The sequence below is a fragment of the Trabulsiella guamensis ATCC 49490 genome (genome assembly GCF_000734965.1).
GTDB classification, from domain to species: Bacteria; Pseudomonadota; Gammaproteobacteria; order Enterobacterales; family Enterobacteriaceae; genus Trabulsiella; species Trabulsiella guamensis.
This window is the reverse complement of sequence record NZ_JMTB01000059.1, coordinates 42102-61000: the sequence shown is the minus strand read 5'-3', so window position 1 is coordinate 61000 and position 18899 is coordinate 42102. Positions and strand designations below refer to the sequence as shown.

The window sequence follows — 18899 nt, the reverse complement described above, 5'->3', positions numbered from 1 at the left end:
TACTGCGTATGATAACGTCACTGGAGTTGTGCTTAGTTCATTTTTGCCTCTAACCCCAGGAATCCGCACATGCGTATTGAAGAAGATCTGAAATTGGGCTTTAAAGACGTTCTTATCCGCCCAAAACGTTCTACCCTCAAAAGCCGTTCCGATGTCGAGCTGGAACGCGAATTTACCTTTAAGCATTCTGGTCAGCGCTGGTCTGGCGTGCCAATTATCGCAGCGAACATGGATTCCGTGGGTACCTTTTCCATGGCGGCAGCGCTCGCTGAGTTCGATATCCTGACCGCGGTGCACAAGCACTATAGCGTTGATGAGTGGAACACGTTTGTTCAGGAAACCTCAGAGAAGGTGCTGAAACACGTCATGGTTTCCACCGGGACTTCCGATGCCGATTTCGAGAAGACTCAACAGATCCTCGATCAGAACCCGCAACTGAATTTCGTTTGTATTGATGTCGCCAATGGTTATTCCGAGCATTTCGTGCAGTTTGTGTCGAAAGCGCGTCAGGCATGGCCAACAAAAACTATTTGCGCGGGCAATGTGGTGACGGGCGAAATGTGTGAAGAACTGATCCTCTCCGGCGCTGATATTGTGAAAGTCGGCATCGGCCCGGGCTCTGTCTGTACCACGCGTGTCAAAACCGGCGTGGGTTATCCGCAGCTTTCTGCGGTGATCGAATGTGCCGATGCGGCACACGGCCTGGGTGGCATGATCGTCAGCGATGGCGGTTGCACCATGCCAGGTGATGTGGCGAAAGCCTTTGGCGGCGGTGCGGACTTCGTGATGCTCGGCGGTATGCTGGCCGGTCATGAAGAGAGTGGCGGCAGTATCGTCGAAGAAAATGGTGAGAAATTCATGCTGTTCTACGGTATGAGTTCTGAGTCCGCGATGAAGCGTCACGTTGGCGGCGTGGCAGGGTATCGTGCTGCAGAAGGCAAAACCGTGAAGCTGCCGCTGCGTGGTCCGGTAGAAAACACCGCGCGCGATATCCTTGGTGGTCTGCGTTCTGCCTGTACGTACGTCGGGGCTTCCCGTCTGAAAGAGCTGACCAAACGCACTACCTTTATCCGCGTTCAGGAACAAGAGAACCGCGTGTTCAACAGCCTGTAAGCGCCATGGCTGGCGTGCCCTGCGCCAGCCTTTCTCTAGCCCATTCCGCTAATTGCATCCCCAAGATGGAAGACGGGCAAATACATGGCGACCACCAGTGTCCCGATAATTATTCCTGTCACTAACAGCATCACCGGCTCCAGTAGGGTTGCCAGATCCTCTGCTCGTTGTTCCGTTTTTTCGCGATGATAACGGGAAAGGTTATCAAGCATGCTGTCCAGCGAACCCGACGCCTCACCGGTTCTGATAAGTTGCAGGCACAGCGGCGTAAACGCAGTCGTTTTTTCGAGCGCCTGCCAGATGGGGCTACCGTGCGTAATCGCCAACCGTGCATCCTGAATGATCTCCCGCCACCAGCCGTTTTCCAGCGTTTCCTCCACACTCTCAAGCCCCTGCAGAAACGCAATACCGGCATTTTGCGTCAGTGACAGCACAGTGAAAATCTGACTGAGTTTTTGTCCCCGTACCAGAGCGCCTGCCACCGGGACACGCAGCAACAACGTCTGGCGTAAACGCTGCCAGCGGGCATGATGGTGATATCGTTTCGCCATACACAGGGTGATGGACAGGCAAACCAGCAGCGGCAGCAGCCCCTGATGCAGCAGATTCGCCGCCGCCATGACGCCGCGCGTCAGCGCAGGCAGTGGTGTGTTAAATGTCTGGTAGATAGCGGCAAATTCAGGCAGAACAAACCATAGCATCGCCATGACGACCAGCAATGCGACCGTCAGTACAATCAGCGGATAACGTAGCGCTTTTTTGACTTTCATTGCCAGCTGATGTTGCGCGTTTTGCTGCATAGCGAGATGCAGGCAGCATACATCCAGTTTGCCGGTAAGTTCACCGGTACGGATCATCGACACAAACAGCGGCGGGAAGACGGCAGGCCACTGTTTTAATGCCTCTGAGAAAGCGATACCCTGACGTAACTCCTCTGCCAGCGCGAGCAACAGCGCCTGCCATTGTGCGCTGGGGTGCTGTTCTGCCAGCAATGTCAGGCCTTCGGACAGCGACAGTCCGGCCTGCAAGAGCGTTGCCAGTTGCGCAACCATTTCTGTGCTGCGTTGTGCGTTCCAGTGGGCGGCATTCACGCGACAGCGGACGATTTCCAGCGGTATGATTTTCCTCGCCTGTAGTTCAAACAACACTGCTGTGCGATGTGCTGCCCATAGCGTGCCGCTGGCACTTTCACCGTCGGTATTGAGGCCACGCCAGCGCCAGAGCGGGTTATTCTGCATGTGGCATACCCAGAACCCTCAGCAATTCTTCTGCGGAGGTTAACCCGTGCTCAACCGCCTCACAGCCGCTCTCCCATAGCGTGATCATTCCTGCGCGGCGTGCCTGCTGTTCGATGTCAGAGGCTGTTGCGCCGGTTGCAATCAACTGGCGCATTTCAGGGCTGGCAGGCAACAGCTCGAACAGCGCCATCCGGCCATAATAACCGTGGTAACAGCGCTCGCAACCTGTGGCCTGCCAGTGCGAAAGCGGGCGAGGCCAGAGCGCTGAGGGGAGCGTGATAGCGTCGGATGCCGGCGTGCGGCAGTGCGGACAAAGTTTTCGCACCAGACGTTGAGCCACCACCAGCTGTAGCGCAGACGAGATCATCCACGGTGCTATGCCCATCTGCTGCAGGCGAATCAGCGTTTCACTGGTGGAGTTGGTGTGCAGTGTCGAGAGCACCAGATGCCCGGTTTGCGCCGCATTGATGGCAATCTCTGCGGTTTCGCCATCGCGAATTTCCCCCACCATGACGATGTCCGGATCCTGGCGGAGCAGGGCACGCAACACGCTCTGAAATGTGAGACCCGCGCGCGGGTTGATCTGCGTCTGGTTTAGCCCGGCGATGGGGATTTCCACGGGATCTTCGACGCTACAGATATTGACGTCCGTGGTATTGCGCCGCTGCAACGCGCTATACAGCGTCACCGTTTTACCGCTCCCCGTGGGGCCAGTCACCAGGATTAACCCCTGCGGGTTTTCCAGCGCCTGCGTGAACATCGACAACTGTGGAAGTGACATACCTGACGCCTGCAGATCCAGCGCCTGCTCCTGCCGGTGCAACAAGCGAAGTACGATTTTTTCGCCATTGCGGCAGGGAAGCGTCGCGATGCGAAAAGAGAGTTCCTTACCGGACAGCGTCACGGTGAACTGCCCGTCCTGCGGTAAACGCCTCTCAGCGATGTCCAGATTTCCCAGCACTTTCAGGCGCGCGATGAGCGTCGGTGCCAGCGAGGCCGGAACGCGCGGCTGCGAATGCAATACGCCATCGACCCGCAGACGAATGCGCAGGTGGTCATCGTCCGGTTCAAAGTGAATATCAGAGGCCCGCTGCACCAGTGCCTGTTCCAGCGTTTGATTGATCAGTTCAACGGCATTCCCGGCTTCATCGGTGACCGCCGGAAGCCAGGTTTGCGTGGTCATCTGCAAATGTTTATCCATCTGCTCCTGACTCCAGCATTCAATATCGACCCGTTTTTGCGTGGCAAAGCGCAGGGCGTCGACCAGTTCCGGCGAAGGGTTTTCTACCACGGCGATGCTGAGTATTTGCTCGCTACTGCTCAGCAGCACCGCATCGTGGCGTTTGCACAGTGCGTCAAGTTGTTCCTGTTTCATGGCAACTCCTTTTACTGTGCGTCAAAACGAAAAACATCTTCACAAGCCTGCTGCAGTGCGCCGTCGTTCTGTACCTCGCAGACGCGTTGCCAGCCAGTAATACCGTTGGCGTTATCCCATTGCGGGGTCATCACCACAGTGAGGCCATTAAGACTCTCCTGCCCGTTGAGCGTAACGACGCCCTGGGCAACGCTCATGGCGGAGACATAGCGGCTGGTCGCGGGCGAGGGAATACCGTTTGTACTGCCGTTGCAGGTGGAAATACCGCCGTGATCAAGCGCGCAAAGCTCGATGGCGGTACGGTAGGGAAGAAACACCTGCAGCATGTCAGTTAATGCCGCTTTACGCAGGTAGTTCTGGTAAGCCGGGATACCAATAGCGCTGAGAATGGCAATAATGCCGATCACCACCATCAGTTCAATTAACGTGAATCCGTGTTGTTTGTTCATATGCGGCTCCTGTTTTTGTCGCCGTCACTCTGTCAGCAACAGGCCATCAGTGCGACGGGCAAAAGACAAATCAGGACAGCGGATTCCGCCGTTTTTACATGTGTGCAGGATTGTTGCGGAAAAATTCGAGGGGGATCGAGAAATGGCGCGCGCGTCCCCTCCCGGCTGGTGAGAGGACGCGATGACAGGGCTTATTTAAACCGCATGGAGAGATCGAGTGCGCGGACGTGTTTAGTCAGTGCGCCGACGGAGATGTAATCCACGCCAGTTTCAGCAAATTCACGCAGCGTTTCGAAGGTGACATTGCCGGAGACCTCCAGGCGCGCCTGGCCGTTGGTCATCTTCACGGCGTCACGCATCTGTGCCGTAGTGAAGTTGTCCAGCATGATGATATCCGCGCCTGCTTTCAGTGCATCGCTCAGTTCATCCAGCGTTTCGACTTCCACTTCGACTGGCACATCCGGATGCAGCCAGAACGCTTTCTCGATAGCCTGACGAACAGAGCCAGAGGCGATGATGTGGTTTTCTTTGATCAGGAAGGCATCAGACAGCCCCAGCCGGTGGTTGGCGCCGCCACCGCACAGCACAGCATATTTCAGCGCGGTTCGCAGGCCTGGCAGCGTTTTTCGCGTGTCGAGCAACTGGGTATGGGTGCCTTCAAGCAGGGTGACATAGCGGCGTACCTCGCTGGCAACACCGGAGAGCGTTTGTACGAAATTGAGCGATGTGCGTTCGCCAGTCAGCAGGACGCGTGCCGGACCCTGCAATTCAAACAGCGGCTGGTTGACGGTGATATGATCGCCATCGGCCACGTGCCACGTGATGGAAACCGCATCGCCCGCAAGCTGGAGAAAGACCTCTTCCACCCAGCGCTTGCCACAGAAAATACCCTCTTCACGGGTGATGACTACCGCATGCGCAGGTGTGTTTTCCGGCAATAATTGCGCGGTAATATCGTTACTGGCATCAACCTCCCCCCCTAAATCTTCACGCAGGGCCAGGGCGACAGCGGCGGGAATATCACGATTGATGCGTTCGAGCAGCGCGTCACGTCGTTGCTCGGGGTTATAGCGGCGAGGCGGCATGATAAAACTCCAAAATGGTAACGAATCATAAGATTGAAACATGCTACTCTGAACCGGGTATCAGTACCATATAGACTTCATCCTTCACATCAACAGGACGCATCCTGAATGATGTTGTGTATGAACGAGGAGATTTTTGCATGCAGTTAGAAGAGGGATGGCTGGTGGGTGCGCGACGTGTGCCTTCGCCACACCAGGATTGCCGTCCTGACGATGAAGCCCCGTCGTTGCTGGTGGTGCATAATATCAGCCTGCCGCCTGGCGAGTTTGGCGGTCCGTGGATTGACGCTCTCTTCACCGGAACGATAGATCCTTCCGCTCATCCTTATTTTGCCGAAATCGCTCACTTGCGGGTATCTGCGCACTGCCTGATCCGCCGTGATGGTGAAATTGTGCAGTACGTTCCTTTTGACAAACGCGCCTGGCATGCGGGGGTGTCGAGCTATAAAGGCCGTGAGCGCTGTAATGATTTCTCGATTGGTATCGAACTTGAAGGGACGGATACGCTGGCGTTTACCCCGGCGCAATACCAACAACTGGCGGCAGTCACGCAATTATTAACCCGCGTTTACCCGGCACTTGCCGATAATATGACAGGCCATAGTGATATTGCGCCAGGACGCAAAACCGATCCCGGCCCGGCGTTTGACTGGGCGCGGTTTCGTGCACTGGTCACCCCTTCGTCAGATAAGGAGATGACATGACGCTGTTTACTACGTTGCTGGTGCTGATCGCCGAGCGGTTGTTCAAGCTGGGCGAGCACTGGCAGCTCGATCACCGACTGGAGGTCCTGTTCCGCCGGGTGAAGCATTACTCCCTCTTTCATACGCTGCTGATGACGGTTGTCGCGATGGCGGTGGTATATCTGTTGCAGCGCGCATTGTACGGTCTGTTGTTTAATGTGCCGCTGTTGATCATGTGGATTTTGCTCGGGCTGCTGTGCATTGGCGCGGGGAAAACGCGGATGCATTACCACGCCTATCTGAAAGCTGCGGCGCGCAAAGACAGTCATGCCTGCGATTCGATGGCGAGTGAACTGACGATGATCCATGGCGTGCCGCCGGGTTGCGACGAGCGCGAATATCTTCGTGAACTGCAAAACGCGCTGCTGTGGATTAACTTTCGTTTTTACCTCGCGCCGCTGTTCTGGTTTGTGGTCGGGGGGCCGCTCGGCCCGGTGACACTCACCGGTTACGCCGTCTTGCGCGCCTGGCAAACCTGGCTGGCGCGTTATCAGACGCCGCATCACCGCTTACAGTCGGGAATCGACGGTATTCTGCATGTGCTTGACTGGGTGCCGGTACGACTGGTAGGCGTAGTCTATGCCTTGCTGGGGCACGGTGAGAAAGCGCTGCCCGCATGGTTCGCCTCGCTGGGCGATCGCCACAGCTCGCAGTATCAGGTGCTGACGCAACTGGCGCAGTTCTCACTGGCCCGCGAACCGCACATGGATACCGTTGAGACGCCAAAGGCGGCGGTATCCATGGCGAAAAAGACCTCGCTTGTCGTGGTGGTGATCACCGCACTTCTGACCATCTACGGCACGCTGATTTAAGCGTCCGTATCCGCAGGCGGGATGCCAAAGTCTGGCATCCCGTTTTCCTGCCAGCGAATCAGTTTCAATCGTGTATGACGATTAGGATCGTACAGCGGATCGCCTTCAATCTCCGTATAGTTACGGGCGTGATAGACCAGCACATTCTCTCCCGCCGCCGTCTCTGTAAAGCTGTTGTGCCCTGGTCCGTACTGGCGATGTTCATAACTTGTCATGAACACCGGTTGCGGGGACTTATGCCAGTTGTCGGCCTGCAATGGATCAGCGTTAAGATCGATCCACAGCAGCCCCATACAGTAGTTTTCGTCCGTCGCGCTGGCGGAGTAGCTCACGAACAGCCGGTCGCCATGCACGATCACCGCCGGGCCTTCGTTGACCAGAAAACCCCGGCATTCCCAGTCGAACTCCGGTCTGCTGAGCATCACTGGTTCGCCGCGAAGCGTCCATGGGTTCTCCAGTTCAGCCAGATAAAGGTTGGAGTTACCGGCAATATCGGGTGCTTTCTGCGCCCACAGATACCACTGTTTTCCCTGATGGCGGAAGGTAGTGGCATCCAGCGCGAAAGTATCAAACGGTGTTTTGATCTGACCTTTTTCTTCCCACTGCCCGGTTAGCGGATCGGCGTCGTGACAGATGAGCGCAAACATCCGGTGCTGGAACATGCCGAGCGAATCCAGTGCTTCGGTCTGGGCGGCGGCAAAATAGATTACCCACACGCCATCAATGTTGTGCAACTCCGGCGCCCAGATGAGTTTGCTCATCGGTCCGGTGAATGGTTTGCGCCAGACGACAATAGCCTCTGCGGTACGGAGACCCTCAAGCGTTGCCGCCTGGCGGATCTCCAGACGATCATATTCCGGCACCGAGGCAATAAAGTAATACTGCCCTTCATGACGGAGGATAAACGGGTCGGCGCGTTGCTCGATAAAGGGATTTGGCCATGCTTTCATTATGCTTTCCTTACCTGTTCGATCTGTTCCTGATACTCATTCAGTTCGCGAAAGTTTTGACGGCGTTTTTCCAGGTCGGCCTGGATTTGCTGCATGAAATCACGATCAACTTTCAACAGACGAACCACACCCGCGGTGATGAGATAGCCGACACCCGGAATCACCGTAAACAGCATGACGATCCCGTTGAGGGCAGTGGCGCTTTGCGCTTTTGCCCCGGCGTCATAGCCGTACCAGGAGAGCAGAAAACCGACCATTGCCCCGGCGATGGCCAGACCTACTTTGAGAAAAAAGAGGTTGCCCGAGAAACTGATGCCGGTAATACGCTTGCCGGTTTTCCATTCGCCGTAGTCATCAACGTCAGCCATCAGCGACCAGTGCAGCGGCGAGGGGATTTGATGCAGGATATTCAGCAGGAAGTAGAGTACCAGGATCATCATCGTGGCATGTGGATCAAAGAAGTAAAACGCGCAGGAGAAGATCGCGAGTGCGATGTTTGTCCAGAAAAAGACTTTCAGCTTGCACCAGCGGTCAGTCAGTATCTTCGCCAGCATACTGCCAACCATCATCCCGACCACGCCGAGGCTGATAAACAGGGTGGCGAAATGAGTGCTTTGTTGCATCACCCAGGTGACGTAGTACATGGTTGCCGCCATGCGGATGAACCCCGGGCAGACGTTACACAGCGTCAGCAGCAGGATGCGTACCCACTGATCGTTTTTCCAGACATCTTTGAGATCCTGTTTGAGCTCGTCGTTGGTTTGCACCGCCGGGCGAATACGCTCACGCACGGTGGAGAAGCAGAACAGGAACATGCACATACCGATGAACGCCAGTACGGTCATCGCCAGTTGATAACCTTTGGCTTTATTACCGCCACCGAACCAGTCGACCATCGGTAATAGTGTCAATGACAGCAGCAACGTGGCGATCCCCACCATCACAAAGCGATACGACTGGCAGGCGACGCGCTCCTGAGGGTCATTGGTAATCACGCTGCCCAGCGAACAGTAGGGGATGTTAATCGCCGTATAGGTGATGGAGAGCAGGAAATAGGTCACGAATGCATAGATAACTTTGCTGCTGTAGCTCCAGTCTGGCGTGGTAAACATCAGCACACTGAACAGGGCGTAGGGGAAGGCAATCCATAGAAGCCATGGACGAAATCGCCCCCATTTGCTGCGCGTACGGTCGGCCAGTGCGCCCATAATCGGGTCAGTAACGGCATCAATAACACGAACCGATAACAACAGCACGCCGACCAGCGCTGGTGCCAGACCGAAGATATCGGTATAAAAATAGTTAACAAACAACATAATGGCACCAAAGATGATATTGCATCCTGCATCGCCCATGCCATAGCCGATTTTCTCTTTCACAGACAATTTGTTGTTGCCCATCGACATCACTCCATAATGAGATATGGAGAGAATTATTCGCACGCAAAGTAATATTTGCGTAGCAGGATAGGGGCGGTGATATGGACGAACGAGCTGTTAACGGGAAAGTGTGAGGAAGTTAACAACGCCTCTACGCCTGAAAACAGGCGCAGAGGCGTTAAGCATTAATGTGCTTTAACGGTTTTTTCGTTTTTCTGTTTGCACAGATAACCGATGCCGAGCACCACCAGCCAGACCGGGATCAGCCATACGGAGATCGCCATGCCCGGGGTGATCAGCATGATCACCAGCACGGCGGCCATGAACAGCAGGCAAAGCCAGTTACCCAGCGGGTAGAGCAGGGCAGGGAAGCGCGGGGTGACCCCTTGCTGCTGCTTCGCACGGCGGAACTTAATGTGCGCGAGGCTAATCATCGCCCAGTTGATGACCAGCGCGGAAACCACCAGTGCCATCAGCAGGCCGAATGCCGATTCTGGCGCCAGATAGTTAATCAGCACGCAGAGTGCAGTGAACACGGCGGAAACCAGAATGGTCGTCACCGGCACGCCGCGACGGTCAAGTTTCAACAGCGCTTTCGGCGCGTTACCCTGCTGCGCCAGACCAAACAGCATACGGCTGTTGCAGTACACGCAGCTGTTATAGACCGACAGCGCCGCCGTCAACACCACGATGTTCAGGGCGTTCGCCACGAAAGTATCGCCCAGCTCATGGAAAATCAGCACAAACGGGCTGGTGTCAGGGGTGACGCGCGTCCAGGGTAACAGCGACAGCAGAACCGCCAGCGAGCCCACATAGAAGATCAAGATACGGTAGATAACCTGGTTGGTGGCTTTCGGGATGCTCTTCTCCGGATCGTCAGCTTCCGCCGCGGTGATCCCGACCAGCTCCAGCCCGCCGAAGGAGAACATGATTATCGCCATCATCATGACCAGACCGGTCATGCCGTTAGGTAAGAAGCCCCCTTGCTCCCACAGGTTACGTACGGTCGCCTGCTGGCCGCCGTTGCCGCTGAACAGCAGCCAGCCGCCAAACAGGATCATAGCCACCACGGCGACCACTTTGATAATGGCGAACCAGAATTCCATTTCACCAAAGACTTTCACGTTGGTCAGGTTAATGGCGTTGATGATGACGAAGAACGCCGCCGCAGAAACCCACGTCGGGATTTCCGGCCACCAGAACTGGATATATTTCCCGACGGCGGTGAGTTCCGCCATCGCCACCAGCACGTACAGTACCCAGTAGTTCCAGCCTGAGGCAAAGCCAGCGAAGCTCCCCCAGTATTTATAGGCAAAGTGGCTGAAGGACCCGGCAACCGGCTCTTCCACCACCATTTCCCCCAACTGACGCATGATCAGGAAGGCGATGAAACCGGCTATCGCATATCCCAGAATGATGCCAGGACCGGCAGATTGAATTACAGATGCGCTACCAAGAAACAGGCCTGTACCGATAGCGCCGCCCAGCGCAATGAGCTGAATATGGCGGTTTTTGAGTCCGCGCCTTAGCTGATCGCCGTGCTGTTGACCTTCCATCATGAAAACCTCGTGTGTGGTTGTATTTTTTATACGCTTGTATTGCGTGTGTAATTATGAAATTCCATTTCCTGTACTTATTTTTTTACGTATTAACAACGGGAAAGTTCCTCTCACCTCTTTCGCAAGAGGAAGAATAGTGGTAAGCGCGGCGTAATGCACCTGCTTTATGAAGGGGTAGTGACGGATTGCATAAAAAGAAAGCATGTGTACAGCGTAGCAGGAGTTTATCGCTGCGCACGTCTCTCGTGTAATATTCAAATATTATGCATTTTTATTCATTTAGATTGCGGGTGAATCGGTTCGTAATGCAATAAATTGCGTTTCATGAAGGTTAAATCTGCCTCTTTGTGAGTAAACGCAGCATTTGTGCAAAGTTACATGTTTGAAACGTTATTTCTGTACTGTTGTTAAAATGTGCGTGGTTTCCTGATTTCAATCAAAACCTGTATGGACATTAGGTGAATACTTTGTTACTTTAGCGCTACGAACTTGCAATTGGTAAGACCAATTGACTCCGGGCTAATGGCAGAGACAGGGAATAATGGCCTACAGCAAGATCCGCCAACCAAAACTTTCTGATGTGATTGAGCAGCAGCTGGAGTTTTTGATTCTGGAGGGGACACTGCGCCCCGGCGAAAAACTTCCACCTGAACGCGAACTGGCCAAACAGTTCGACGTTTCCCGCCCCTCGCTGCGTGAGGCGATTCAACGTCTCGAAGCCAAGGGCCTTCTGCTTCGTCGCCAGGGCGGCGGTACTTTTGTACAGAGCAGCCTGTGGCAGAGCTTCAGCGACCCGCTGGTAGAGCTCCTGTCCGACCACCCTGAATCTCAGTTTGATCTGCTGGAAACCCGTCACGCGCTTGAGGGCATTGCGGCTTATTACGCGGCTCTGCGTAGCACCGATGAAGACCGTGAGCGCATTCGCGAACTTCATCAGGCCATTGAACGGGCCCAGCAGTCAGGCGATCTTGACGCCGAATCAAATGCCGTCGTCCAGTACCAGATTGCCGTCACCGAGGCGGCACACAACGTAGTTTTGCTTCATCTGCTACGCTGCATGGAACCCATGCTGGCTCAAAACGTTCGTCAGAATTTTGAATTGTTGTATGCCCGTCGGGAAATGCTTCCGTTGGTCAGCAACCATCGCACCCGAATTTTCGAGGCGATTATGGCCAGAGAGCCGGAGCAGGCGCGCGAAGCGTCGCACCGACATCTGGCTTTCATTGAGGAGATCTTGCTGGACCGCAGCCGTGAGCAATCGCGTCGCGAACGCTCACTTCGCCGCCTACAGCAACGAAAGGATTAAGCGCCAGTTTTTTTAGAGCGCGGCAACTAAACGCAGAACCTGTCTTATTGTGTTTTGCATGCAGAATACAGTAGGACAGGTTCCAGACAAATCAACGAATTAGAGATAAGGAATACCCCCCATGTCAGAACGTTTCCAAAATGACGTGGATCCGATCGAAACTCGCGACTGGCTACAGGCGATCGAATCGGTCATCCGTGAAGAAGGTGTTGAGCGTGCTCAGTATCTGATTGACCAGCTCCTTTCAGAAGCGCGCAAAGGCGGCGTGAAAGTGGCTGCTGGTGCAGGGGCTAGCAACTACGTAAACACGATTGCCGTTGAAGATGAACCGGAATACCCGGGGAACCTGGATCTGGAGCGCCGTATTCGTTCAGCTATCCGCTGGAACGCGATTATGACCGTTCTGCGCGCGTCCAAGAAAGATCTGGAACTGGGCGGCCACATGGCGTCTTTCCAGTCTTCCGCAACCATTTATGAAGTGTGCTTCAACCACTTTTTCCGTGCCCGTAACGAAAAAGATGGCGGCGACCTGGTGTACTTCCAGGGCCACATTTCTCCGGGCATCTATGCACGTGCTTTCCTGGAAGGCCGTCTGACTGAAGAGCAGATGAATAACTTCCGTCAGGAAGTTCACGGTAACGGTCTCTCTTCCTATCCGCATCCGAAACTGATGCCGGAATTCTGGCAGTTCCCGACCGTCTCCATGGGCCTGGGCCCGATCGGCGCTATCTATCAGGCAAAATTCCTGAAATATCTGGAACACCGTGGTCTGAAAGATACTTCTGAACAGACCGTTTACGCCTTCCTGGGCGATGGCGAGATGGACGAGCCGGAATCTAAAGGTGCCATCACTATCGCTACCCGTGAAAAACTGGACAACCTGGTGTTCGTTATCAACTGTAACCTCCAGCGTCTGGACGGCCCGGTCACCGGTAACGGCAAGATCGTTAACGAACTGGAAGGTATCTTCAGCGGTGCTGGCTGGAACGTCATCAAGGTGATGTGGGGCAGCCGTTGGGATGAGCTGCTACGCAAAGACACCAGCGGTAAGCTGATTCAGCTGATGAACGAAACCGTTGATGGCGACTACCAGACCTTCAAATCCAAAGATGGCGCCTATGTGCGTGAGCACTTCTTTGGTAAATATCCGGAAACCGCCGCGCTGGTGGCTGACTGGACTGACGATCAGATCTGGGCACTGAACCGTGGTGGTCACGATCCGAAGAAAGTCTATGCGGCACTGAAAAAAGCGCAGGAAACCAAAGGTAAAGCAACCGTGATCCTGGCCCATACCATCAAAGGTTACGGCATGGGTGATACCGCTGAAGGTAAAAACATCGCTCACCAGGTGAAGAAAATGAACATGGACGGTGTGCGTTATATCCGCGACCGTTTCAATGTGCCTGTTACTGATGAACAGGTTGAAAAACTGTCTTACATTACCTTCCCGGAAGACTCTGAAGAGTACAAGTACCTGCACGAACGTCGTCAGGCGCTGAAAGGCTACCTGCCGTCTCGTCAGCCGAACTTTACCGAAAAACTGGAACTGCCTCAGCTTGCTGACTTCTCTCAGCTGCTGGAAGAGCAGAACAAAGAGATCTCTACCACTATCGCTTTCGTTCGTGCCCTGAACGTGATGCTGAAGAACAAGTCGATCAAAGATCGTCTGGTGCCGATCATCGCCGACGAAGCGCGTACCTTCGGTATGGAAGGTCTGTTCCGTCAGATCGGTATCTACAGCCCGAACGGCCAGCAGTACACACCGCAGGACCGTGAGCAGGTTGCTTACTACAAAGAAGACGAAAAAGGTCAGATCCTGCAGGAAGGTATCAACGAGCTGGGCGCGGGCGCATCCTGGCTGGCAGCGGCGACCTCTTACAGCACCAACAATCTGCCGATGATCCCGTTCTACATTTACTACTCCATGTTCGGGTTCCAGCGTATCGGTGACCTGTGCTGGCAGGCGGGCGACCAGCAGGCGCGCGGCTTCCTGATTGGTGGTACGTCGGGTCGTACGACCCTGAACGGTGAAGGTCTGCAGCACGAAGATGGTCACAGCCACATTCAGTCTCTGACTATCCCGAACTGTATCTCTTACGATCCGGCTTACGCGTACGAAGTTGCGGTGATCATGCACGACGGTCTGGAGCGCATGTACGGTGAGAAACAAGAGAACGTTTACTACTACATCACCACGCTGAACGAAAACTACCACATGCCAGCGATGCCGGAAGGTGCTGAGGAAGGTATCCGTAAAGGTATCTACAAACTCGAAACTCTCGAAGGCAGCAAAGGCAAAGTTCAGCTGATGGGCTCAGGCTCTATCCTGCGTCACGTCCGTGAAGCGGCGCAGATCCTGGCGAAAGACTACGGCGTGGGTTCTGACGTGTTCAGCGTCACCTCCTTCACTGAACTGGCGCGTGATGGTCAGGATTGTGAACGCTGGAACATGCTGCACCCGACCGAGGAACCGCGCGTACCGTACGTTGCGCAGATTCTGAGCGATGCACCGGCAGTGGCATCCACTGACTATATGAAACTGTTCGCTGAGCAGATCCGTAACTTCATCCCGGCAAGCGATTACCGCGTACTGGGTACGGACGGTTTTGGTCGCTCTGACAGCCGCGAAAACCTGCGTCATCACTTCGAAGTAGATGCTTCTTATGTGGTGGTTGCGGCCCTGGGCGAACTGGCTAAACGTGGCGAAATCGACAAGAAAGTGGTGGCGGAAGCAATCACCAAATTCAACATCGATGCAGATAAAGTTAACCCGCGTCTGGCGTAAGAGGTAAAAGAATAATGGCTATCGAAATCAATGTACCGGACATCGGGGCTGATGAAGTTGAAATCACCGAGATCCTGGTTAAAGTGGGCGACAAGGTGGAAGCCGAGCAGTCGCTGATCACCGTAGAAGGCGATAAAGCCTCTATGGAAGTCCCGTCTCCGCAGGCTGGCATCGTGAAAGAGATCAAAGTCTCTGTCGGCGATAAAACCGAGACCGGCAAATTGATCATGATTTTCGATTCCGCTGACGGTGCTGCTGAAGCACCTGCTAAGGCAGAAGAGAAGAAAGAAGCGGCTCCGACGGCGGCACCTGCTGCGGCGGCGGCAAAAGACGTTAACGTCCCGGACATCGGCGGCGACGAAGTTGAAGTTACCGAGATCCTGGTGAAAGTGGGCGACACCGTAACCGCGGAACAGTCGCTGATCACCGTCGAAGGCGACAAAGCGTCTATGGAAGTTCCGGCACCGTTCGCGGGTACGGTTAAAGAGATCAAAGTGAGCACTGGCGACAAAGTCTCCACGGGTTCTCTTATCATGATCTTTGAAGTGGCGGGCGCTGCGCCTGCCGCAGCTCCTGCTAAAGCGGAAGCGGCTCCGGCAGCAGCGGCACCTGCTGCGGCTGGTGGTGCGAAAGACGTTAATGTACCGGATATCGGCGGCGACGAAGTTGAAGTCACCGAAGTGATGGTGAAAGTCGGCGATAAAGTCACCGCAGAGCAGTCGCTCATCACCGTCGAAGGCGACAAAGCCTCCATGGAAGTTCCGGCCCCGTTCGCGGGTACCGTGAAAGAGCTCAAAGTGAACGTTGGCGACAAAGTCTCCACGGGCTCTCTGATCATGGTCTTTGAAGTGGAAGGCGCTGCGCCTGCGGCGGCTCCTGCCAAAGCAGAAGCGGCTGCAGCTCCGGCTCCGGCAGCACAGGCAGCAAAACCTGCTGCGGCACCGGCAGCGAAGGCTGAAGGCAAATCTGAGTTTGCTGAGAACGACGCTTACGTCCACGCGACGCCGCTGATCCGCCGCCTGGCGCGCGAATTCGGCGTGAACCTGGCGAAAGTGAAAGGTACCGGTCGTAAAGGCCGCATCCTGCGCGAAGACGTTCAGGCGTATGTGAAAGACGCGGTCAAACGTGCTGAGTCTGCTCCTGCTGCCACTGGCGGTGGTATCCCTGGCATGCTGCCGTGGCCGAAAGTGGACTTCAGCAAATTTGGTGAAATCGAAGAAGTCGAACTGGGCCGCATCCAGAAAATCTCAGGTGCTAACCTGAGCCGTAACTGGGTGATGATCCCGCATGTTACTCACTTCGACAAAACCGATATCACTGATCTGGAAGCATTCCGTAAACAGCAGAATGCCGAAGCTGAGAAGCGTAAGCTGGATGTGAAATTCACTCCTGTGGTCTTCATCATGAAAGCCGTGGCAGCTGCTCTTGAGCAAATGCCGCGCTTCAACAGCTCGCTGTCCGAAGACGGTCAGAAGCTGACGCTGAAGAAATACATCAACATCGGTGTGGCGGTTGATACGCCAAACGGTCTGGTGGTTCCGGTGTTTAAAGACGTGAACAAGAAGAGCGTGACTGAGCTGTCCCGTGAACTGACCACCATCTCCAAAAAAGCGCGTGATGGTAAACTGACCGCCGGTGAAATGCAGGGCGGTTGCTTCACCATCTCCAGCATCGGCGGCCTGGGTACCACCCACTTCGCCCCGATCGTCAACGCGCCGGAAGTGGCTATCCTCGGTGTGTCCAAGTCTGCGATGGAGCCGGTGTGGAATGGGAAAGAGTTTGTGCCGCGTCTGATGATGCCAATCTCTCTGTCCTTCGACCACCGCGTGATTGACGGTGCTGATGGTGCACGCTTCATTACCATCATCAACAACATGCTGAGCGACATTCGCCGCCTGGTGATGTAAGCGAAAAGCCGGCCTGACGGCCGGCTTTTTTCTGGTAATCTCATGGCGTACTGTGGGGTTATTAGTGCCAAAAGATAAATCGTTGCCGTTTTGTTGTATCAAAATTGTTAACAATTTTGTAAAATACGGGCGGACAGAACGACCCGGTGGACGATGGGCGAGAAGACCAGGGATCGCCGGATATCAATTAAGAGGTCATGATGAGTACTGAAATCAAAACTCAGGTCGTGGTACTTGGGGCAGGCCCGGCAGGCTACTCTGCTGCCTTCCGTTGCGCTGATTTAGGTCTGGAAACCGTAATCGTAGAACGCTACAGCACCCTCGGTGGTGTTTGTCTGAACGTCGGCTGTATCCCTTCTAAAGCGCTGCTGCACGTTGCGAAAGTTATCGAAGAAGCCAAAGCGCTGGCTGAACACGGTATCGTCTTCGGTGAGCCGAAAACCGATATCGACAAGATTCGTACCTGGAAAGAAAAAGTTATCACTCAGCTGACTGGCGGTCTGGCTGGCATGGCGAAAGGTCGTAAAGTGAAAGTGGTAACTGGTCTGGGTAAATTTACCGGGGCGAACACCCTGGAAGTGGAAGGCGAGAACGGTAAAACCGTGATCAACTTCGACAATGCGATCATCGCGGCGGGTTCCCGTCCGATTCAACTGCCGTTCATTCCGCATGACGACCCGCGTGTCTGGGATTCCACCGACGCCCTGGAGCTGAAATCCGTACCGAAGCGTATGCTGGTTATGGGTGGTGGTATCATCGGTCTGGAAATGGGTACCGTGTATCATGCGCTGGGTTCAGAGATTGACGTGGTTGAAATGTTCGATCAGGTGATCCCGGCGGCAGACAAAGACATCGTTAAAGTCTTTACCAAACGCATCAGCAAGAAATTCAACCTGATGCTGGAAACCAAAGTGACAGCCGTTGAAGCGAAGAAAGACGGTATTTACGTTTCCATGGAAGGTAAAAAAGCGCCGGCAGAACCGCAGCGTTATGACGCGGTGCTGGTAGCCATCGGCCGTGTGCCGAACGGTAAAAACCTCGACGCAGGTAAAGCCGGTGTTGAAGTTGATGATCGCGGTTTCATCCGCGTTGACAAGCAGCTGCGCACCAACGTACCGCACATCTTTGCTATCGGCGATATCGTCGGTCAGCCGATGCTGGCGCACAAAGGCGTTCACGAAGGTCATGTTGCCGCTGAAGTTATCGCCGGCCAGAAACATTACTTCGATCCGAAAGTGATCCCGTCTATCGCTTACACCGAGCCAGAAGTGGCATGGGTAGGTCTGACCGAGAAAGAAGCGAAAGAGAAAGGCATCAGCTACGAAACCGCCACCTTCCCGTGGGCTGCTTCTGGCCGTGCTATCGCTTCCGATTGCGCAGACGGTATGACCAAACTGATTTTCGACAAAGAGACTCACCGTGTGATCGGTGGCGCCATTGTCGGTACCAACGGCGGCGAGCTGCTGGGTGAAATCGGTCTGGCGATCGAAATGGGTTGCGATGCCGAAGATATCGCGCTGACCATTCACGCACACCCGACCCTGCATGAATCTGTAGGTCTGGCCGCTGAAGTGTTTGAAGGCAGCATTACCGACCTGCCGAACGCGAAAGCGAAGAAGAAATAATTCTTCTGTCCTGATGACAAAAAGCGGCTGATTCAGCCGCTTTTTCTTTTTCCGTCCGGCGGCGAAAGTTTGAAAAACTATTTCTCCGGTAATACCTCAGTACAACCTGAAGCGCTTTTTTAAATAATTGCGATGTAAACTTTTAGTGTGCTAATTAATTTAGAGGTGCACTATGAAAACGTTACTGGCTACAGCAGCATTAACCGCGACGTTGGTTTCTGGCCTGGCATTCGCCGCGGATCCCGTCATTCCATGGGCTGACAACAGCGGCGGCACCGAAAGTACCCACATCGCTGCCATGGGTGAAGATTTGAACGCGCAGCATCAGGCGATAACTAAAACGCACGAAGGCGTCTGGGCGGCAAATTCGGGTAGCATTAGCGCCGACGAAGCCGCGCTCTCCAGCAACAAACCGGCAGTGGTGGGTCACCCCGGATTGATGCCGCATCAGGGATAATGTTCTCAGACACAAAAAACCGCTTCATTGCGGTTTTTTTGTGTCTGAGAAACCTCGTTTGGCCTGCAATATATTCATCGCAACGATTCAGCAAATTATTTAATGTTGCTTTTTTG

The 18899-nt window shown here is 54.5% G+C and carries 15 protein-coding genes; 8 read left to right on the top strand and 7 right to left on the bottom strand.

Features of this window, described 5'->3' with window-relative positions; translation table 11 throughout:
• The first annotated feature begins 69 nt into the window (after nt 1–69).
• Nucleotides 70–1113, top strand: a complete 1044-nt coding sequence (locus GTGU_RS08040; protein ID WP_038155616.1) for a GMP reductase — start codon at nt 70–72, stop codon at nt 1111–1113.
• 35 nt (nt 1114–1148) lie between these two features.
• Here GTGU_RS08040 and hofC read toward each other — a convergent pair whose 3' ends face one another.
• From hofC to nadC, 4 genes are all read right to left on the bottom strand, one after another.
• Nucleotides 1149–2351 (bottom strand): protein transport protein HofC, encoded by a 1203-nt coding sequence (gene hofC / locus GTGU_RS08035; RefSeq protein ID WP_038155615.1) that lies wholly within the window; start codon nt 2349–2351, stop codon nt 1149–1151.
• Nucleotides 2341–3726: a type II secretion system protein GspE gene (gene gspE, locus GTGU_RS08030; RefSeq protein WP_038155614.1), complete on the bottom strand. Its 1386-nt coding sequence runs from the start codon at nt 3724–3726 to the stop codon at nt 2341–2343. The genes hofC and gspE overlap by 11 nt, the downstream gene beginning before the upstream one ends.
• Nucleotides 3727–3737: 11 nt before the next feature.
• Complete coding sequence (gene ppdD / locus GTGU_RS08025) at nt 3738–4175, bottom strand: prepilin peptidase-dependent pilin (RefSeq protein WP_038155613.1); 438 nt, start codon at nt 4173–4175, stop codon at nt 3738–3740.
• Between the two features lie 191 nt (nt 4176–4366).
• Nucleotides 4367–5260, bottom strand: coding sequence for a carboxylating nicotinate-nucleotide diphosphorylase (nadC, locus tag GTGU_RS08020; protein WP_038155612.1), 894 nt, complete (start codon nt 5258–5260; stop codon nt 4367–4369).
• 140 nt (nt 5261–5400) lie between these two features.
• Between nadC and ampD the strand changes: the two genes are divergently transcribed.
• Together ampD and ampE are read left to right on the top strand one after the other, a co-directional pair.
• Nucleotides 5401–5964, top strand: a complete 564-nt coding sequence (gene ampD, locus GTGU_RS08015) for a 1,6-anhydro-N-acetylmuramyl-L-alanine amidase AmpD (RefSeq protein ID WP_038155611.1) — start codon at nt 5401–5403, stop codon at nt 5962–5964.
• A complete protein-coding gene (gene ampE / locus GTGU_RS08010; RefSeq protein WP_038155610.1) occupies nt 5961–6815 on the top strand; it encodes a beta-lactamase regulator AmpE in 855 nt (284 codons plus the stop codon). The genes ampD and ampE overlap by 4 nt, the downstream gene beginning before the upstream one ends.
• Here ampE and GTGU_RS08005 read toward each other — a convergent pair.
• The 3 genes from GTGU_RS08005 to aroP all read right to left on the bottom strand — a co-directional run bounded on the left by GTGU_RS08005 (nt 6812) and on the right by aroP (nt 10703).
• Nucleotides 6812–7765 (bottom strand): glycoside hydrolase family 43 protein, encoded by a 954-nt coding sequence (locus GTGU_RS08005; protein ID WP_038155609.1) that lies wholly within the window; start codon nt 7763–7765, stop codon nt 6812–6814. The genes ampE and GTGU_RS08005 overlap by 4 nt on opposite strands.
• Nucleotides 7765–9165 carry a glycoside-pentoside-hexuronide (GPH):cation symporter gene (locus tag GTGU_RS08000; RefSeq protein ID WP_038155608.1) on the bottom strand — a complete coding sequence of 467 codons (1401 nt, stop codon included), beginning with the start codon at nt 9163–9165 and terminating at the stop codon, nt 7765–7767. Before GTGU_RS08000 ends, GTGU_RS08005 begins: the two co-directional genes overlap by 1 nt.
• Before the next feature lie 164 nt (nt 9166–9329).
• The gene (gene aroP / locus GTGU_RS07995; protein ID WP_156964096.1) at nt 9330–10703 is read right to left on the bottom strand and encodes an aromatic amino acid transporter AroP; all 1374 of its coding nucleotides are present in this window, start codon (nt 10701–10703) and stop codon (nt 9330–9332) included.
• A gap of 541 nt (nt 10704–11244) precedes the next feature.
• On the opposite strand from aroP, the gene pdhR reads away from it, so the two are divergent.
• The 5 genes from pdhR (at nt 11245) to GTGU_RS07970 (ending at nt 18783) form a co-directional block, all read left to right on the top strand.
• Nucleotides 11245–12009 carry a pyruvate dehydrogenase complex transcriptional repressor PdhR gene (pdhR, locus tag GTGU_RS07990; RefSeq protein ID WP_038155607.1) on the top strand — a complete coding sequence of 255 codons (765 nt, stop codon included), beginning with the start codon at nt 11245–11247 and terminating at the stop codon, nt 12007–12009.
• Nucleotides 12010–12130: 121 nt separating this feature from the next.
• Entirely contained in the window at nt 12131–14794 is a 2664-nt protein-coding gene (aceE, locus tag GTGU_RS07985) for a pyruvate dehydrogenase (acetyl-transferring), homodimeric type (RefSeq protein ID WP_038155606.1), read from the top strand.
• 14 nt (nt 14795–14808) lie between these two features.
• Nucleotides 14809–16701 (top strand): pyruvate dehydrogenase complex dihydrolipoyllysine-residue acetyltransferase, encoded by a 1893-nt coding sequence (gene aceF / locus GTGU_RS07980; RefSeq protein ID WP_038155605.1) that lies wholly within the window; start codon nt 14809–14811, stop codon nt 16699–16701.
• Nucleotides 16702–16901: 200 nt separating this feature from the next.
• Nucleotides 16902–18326 (top strand): dihydrolipoyl dehydrogenase, encoded by a 1425-nt coding sequence (gene lpdA, locus GTGU_RS07975; protein ID WP_038155795.1) that lies wholly within the window; start codon nt 16902–16904, stop codon nt 18324–18326.
• 172 nt (nt 18327–18498) lie between these two features.
• Nucleotides 18499–18783 carry a hypothetical protein gene (locus GTGU_RS07970; protein ID WP_038155604.1) on the top strand — a complete coding sequence of 95 codons (285 nt, stop codon included), beginning with the start codon at nt 18499–18501 and terminating at the stop codon, nt 18781–18783.
• Nucleotides 18784–18899: the final 116 nt, after the last annotated feature.

What these genes read in the sequence shown, in the direction of transcription:
- ppdD (WP_038155613.1), bottom strand. Translation starts at nt 4,175, where the DNA reads ATGAACAAACAACACGGATTCACGTTAATTGAACTGATGGTGGTGATC.
- aroP (WP_156964096.1), bottom strand. Translation starts at nt 10,703, where the DNA reads ATGATGGAAGGTCAACAGCACGGCGATCAGCTAAGGCGCGGACTCAAA.
- nadC (WP_038155612.1), bottom strand. Translation starts at nt 5,260, where the DNA reads ATGCCGCCTCGCCGCTATAACCCCGAGCAACGACGTGACGCGCTGCTC.
- GTGU_RS08000 (WP_038155608.1), bottom strand. Translation starts at nt 9,165, where the DNA reads ATGGGCAACAACAAATTGTCTGTGAAAGAGAAAATCGGCTATGGCATG.
- ampD (WP_038155611.1), top strand. Translation starts at nt 5,401, where the DNA reads ATGCAGTTAGAAGAGGGATGGCTGGTGGGTGCGCGACGTGTGCCTTCG.
- pdhR (WP_038155607.1), top strand. Translation starts at nt 11,245, where the DNA reads ATGGCCTACAGCAAGATCCGCCAACCAAAACTTTCTGATGTGATTGAG.
- aceE (WP_038155606.1), top strand. Translation starts at nt 12,131, where the DNA reads ATGTCAGAACGTTTCCAAAATGACGTGGATCCGATCGAAACTCGCGAC.
- gspE (WP_038155614.1), bottom strand. Translation starts at nt 3,726, where the DNA reads ATGAAACAGGAACAACTTGACGCACTGTGCAAACGCCACGATGCGGTG.
- aceF (WP_038155605.1), top strand. Translation starts at nt 14,809, where the DNA reads ATGGCTATCGAAATCAATGTACCGGACATCGGGGCTGATGAAGTTGAA.
- GTGU_RS07970 (WP_038155604.1), top strand. Translation starts at nt 18,499, where the DNA reads ATGAAAACGTTACTGGCTACAGCAGCATTAACCGCGACGTTGGTTTCT.
- lpdA (WP_038155795.1), top strand. Translation starts at nt 16,902, where the DNA reads ATGAGTACTGAAATCAAAACTCAGGTCGTGGTACTTGGGGCAGGCCCG.
- hofC (WP_038155615.1), bottom strand. Translation starts at nt 2,351, where the DNA reads ATGCAGAATAACCCGCTCTGGCGCTGGCGTGGCCTCAATACCGACGGT.
- GTGU_RS08040 (WP_038155616.1), top strand. Translation starts at nt 70, where the DNA reads ATGCGTATTGAAGAAGATCTGAAATTGGGCTTTAAAGACGTTCTTATC.
- GTGU_RS08005 (WP_038155609.1), bottom strand. Translation starts at nt 7,765, where the DNA reads ATGAAAGCATGGCCAAATCCCTTTATCGAGCAACGCGCCGACCCGTTT.
- ampE (WP_038155610.1), top strand. Translation starts at nt 5,961, where the DNA reads ATGACGCTGTTTACTACGTTGCTGGTGCTGATCGCCGAGCGGTTGTTC.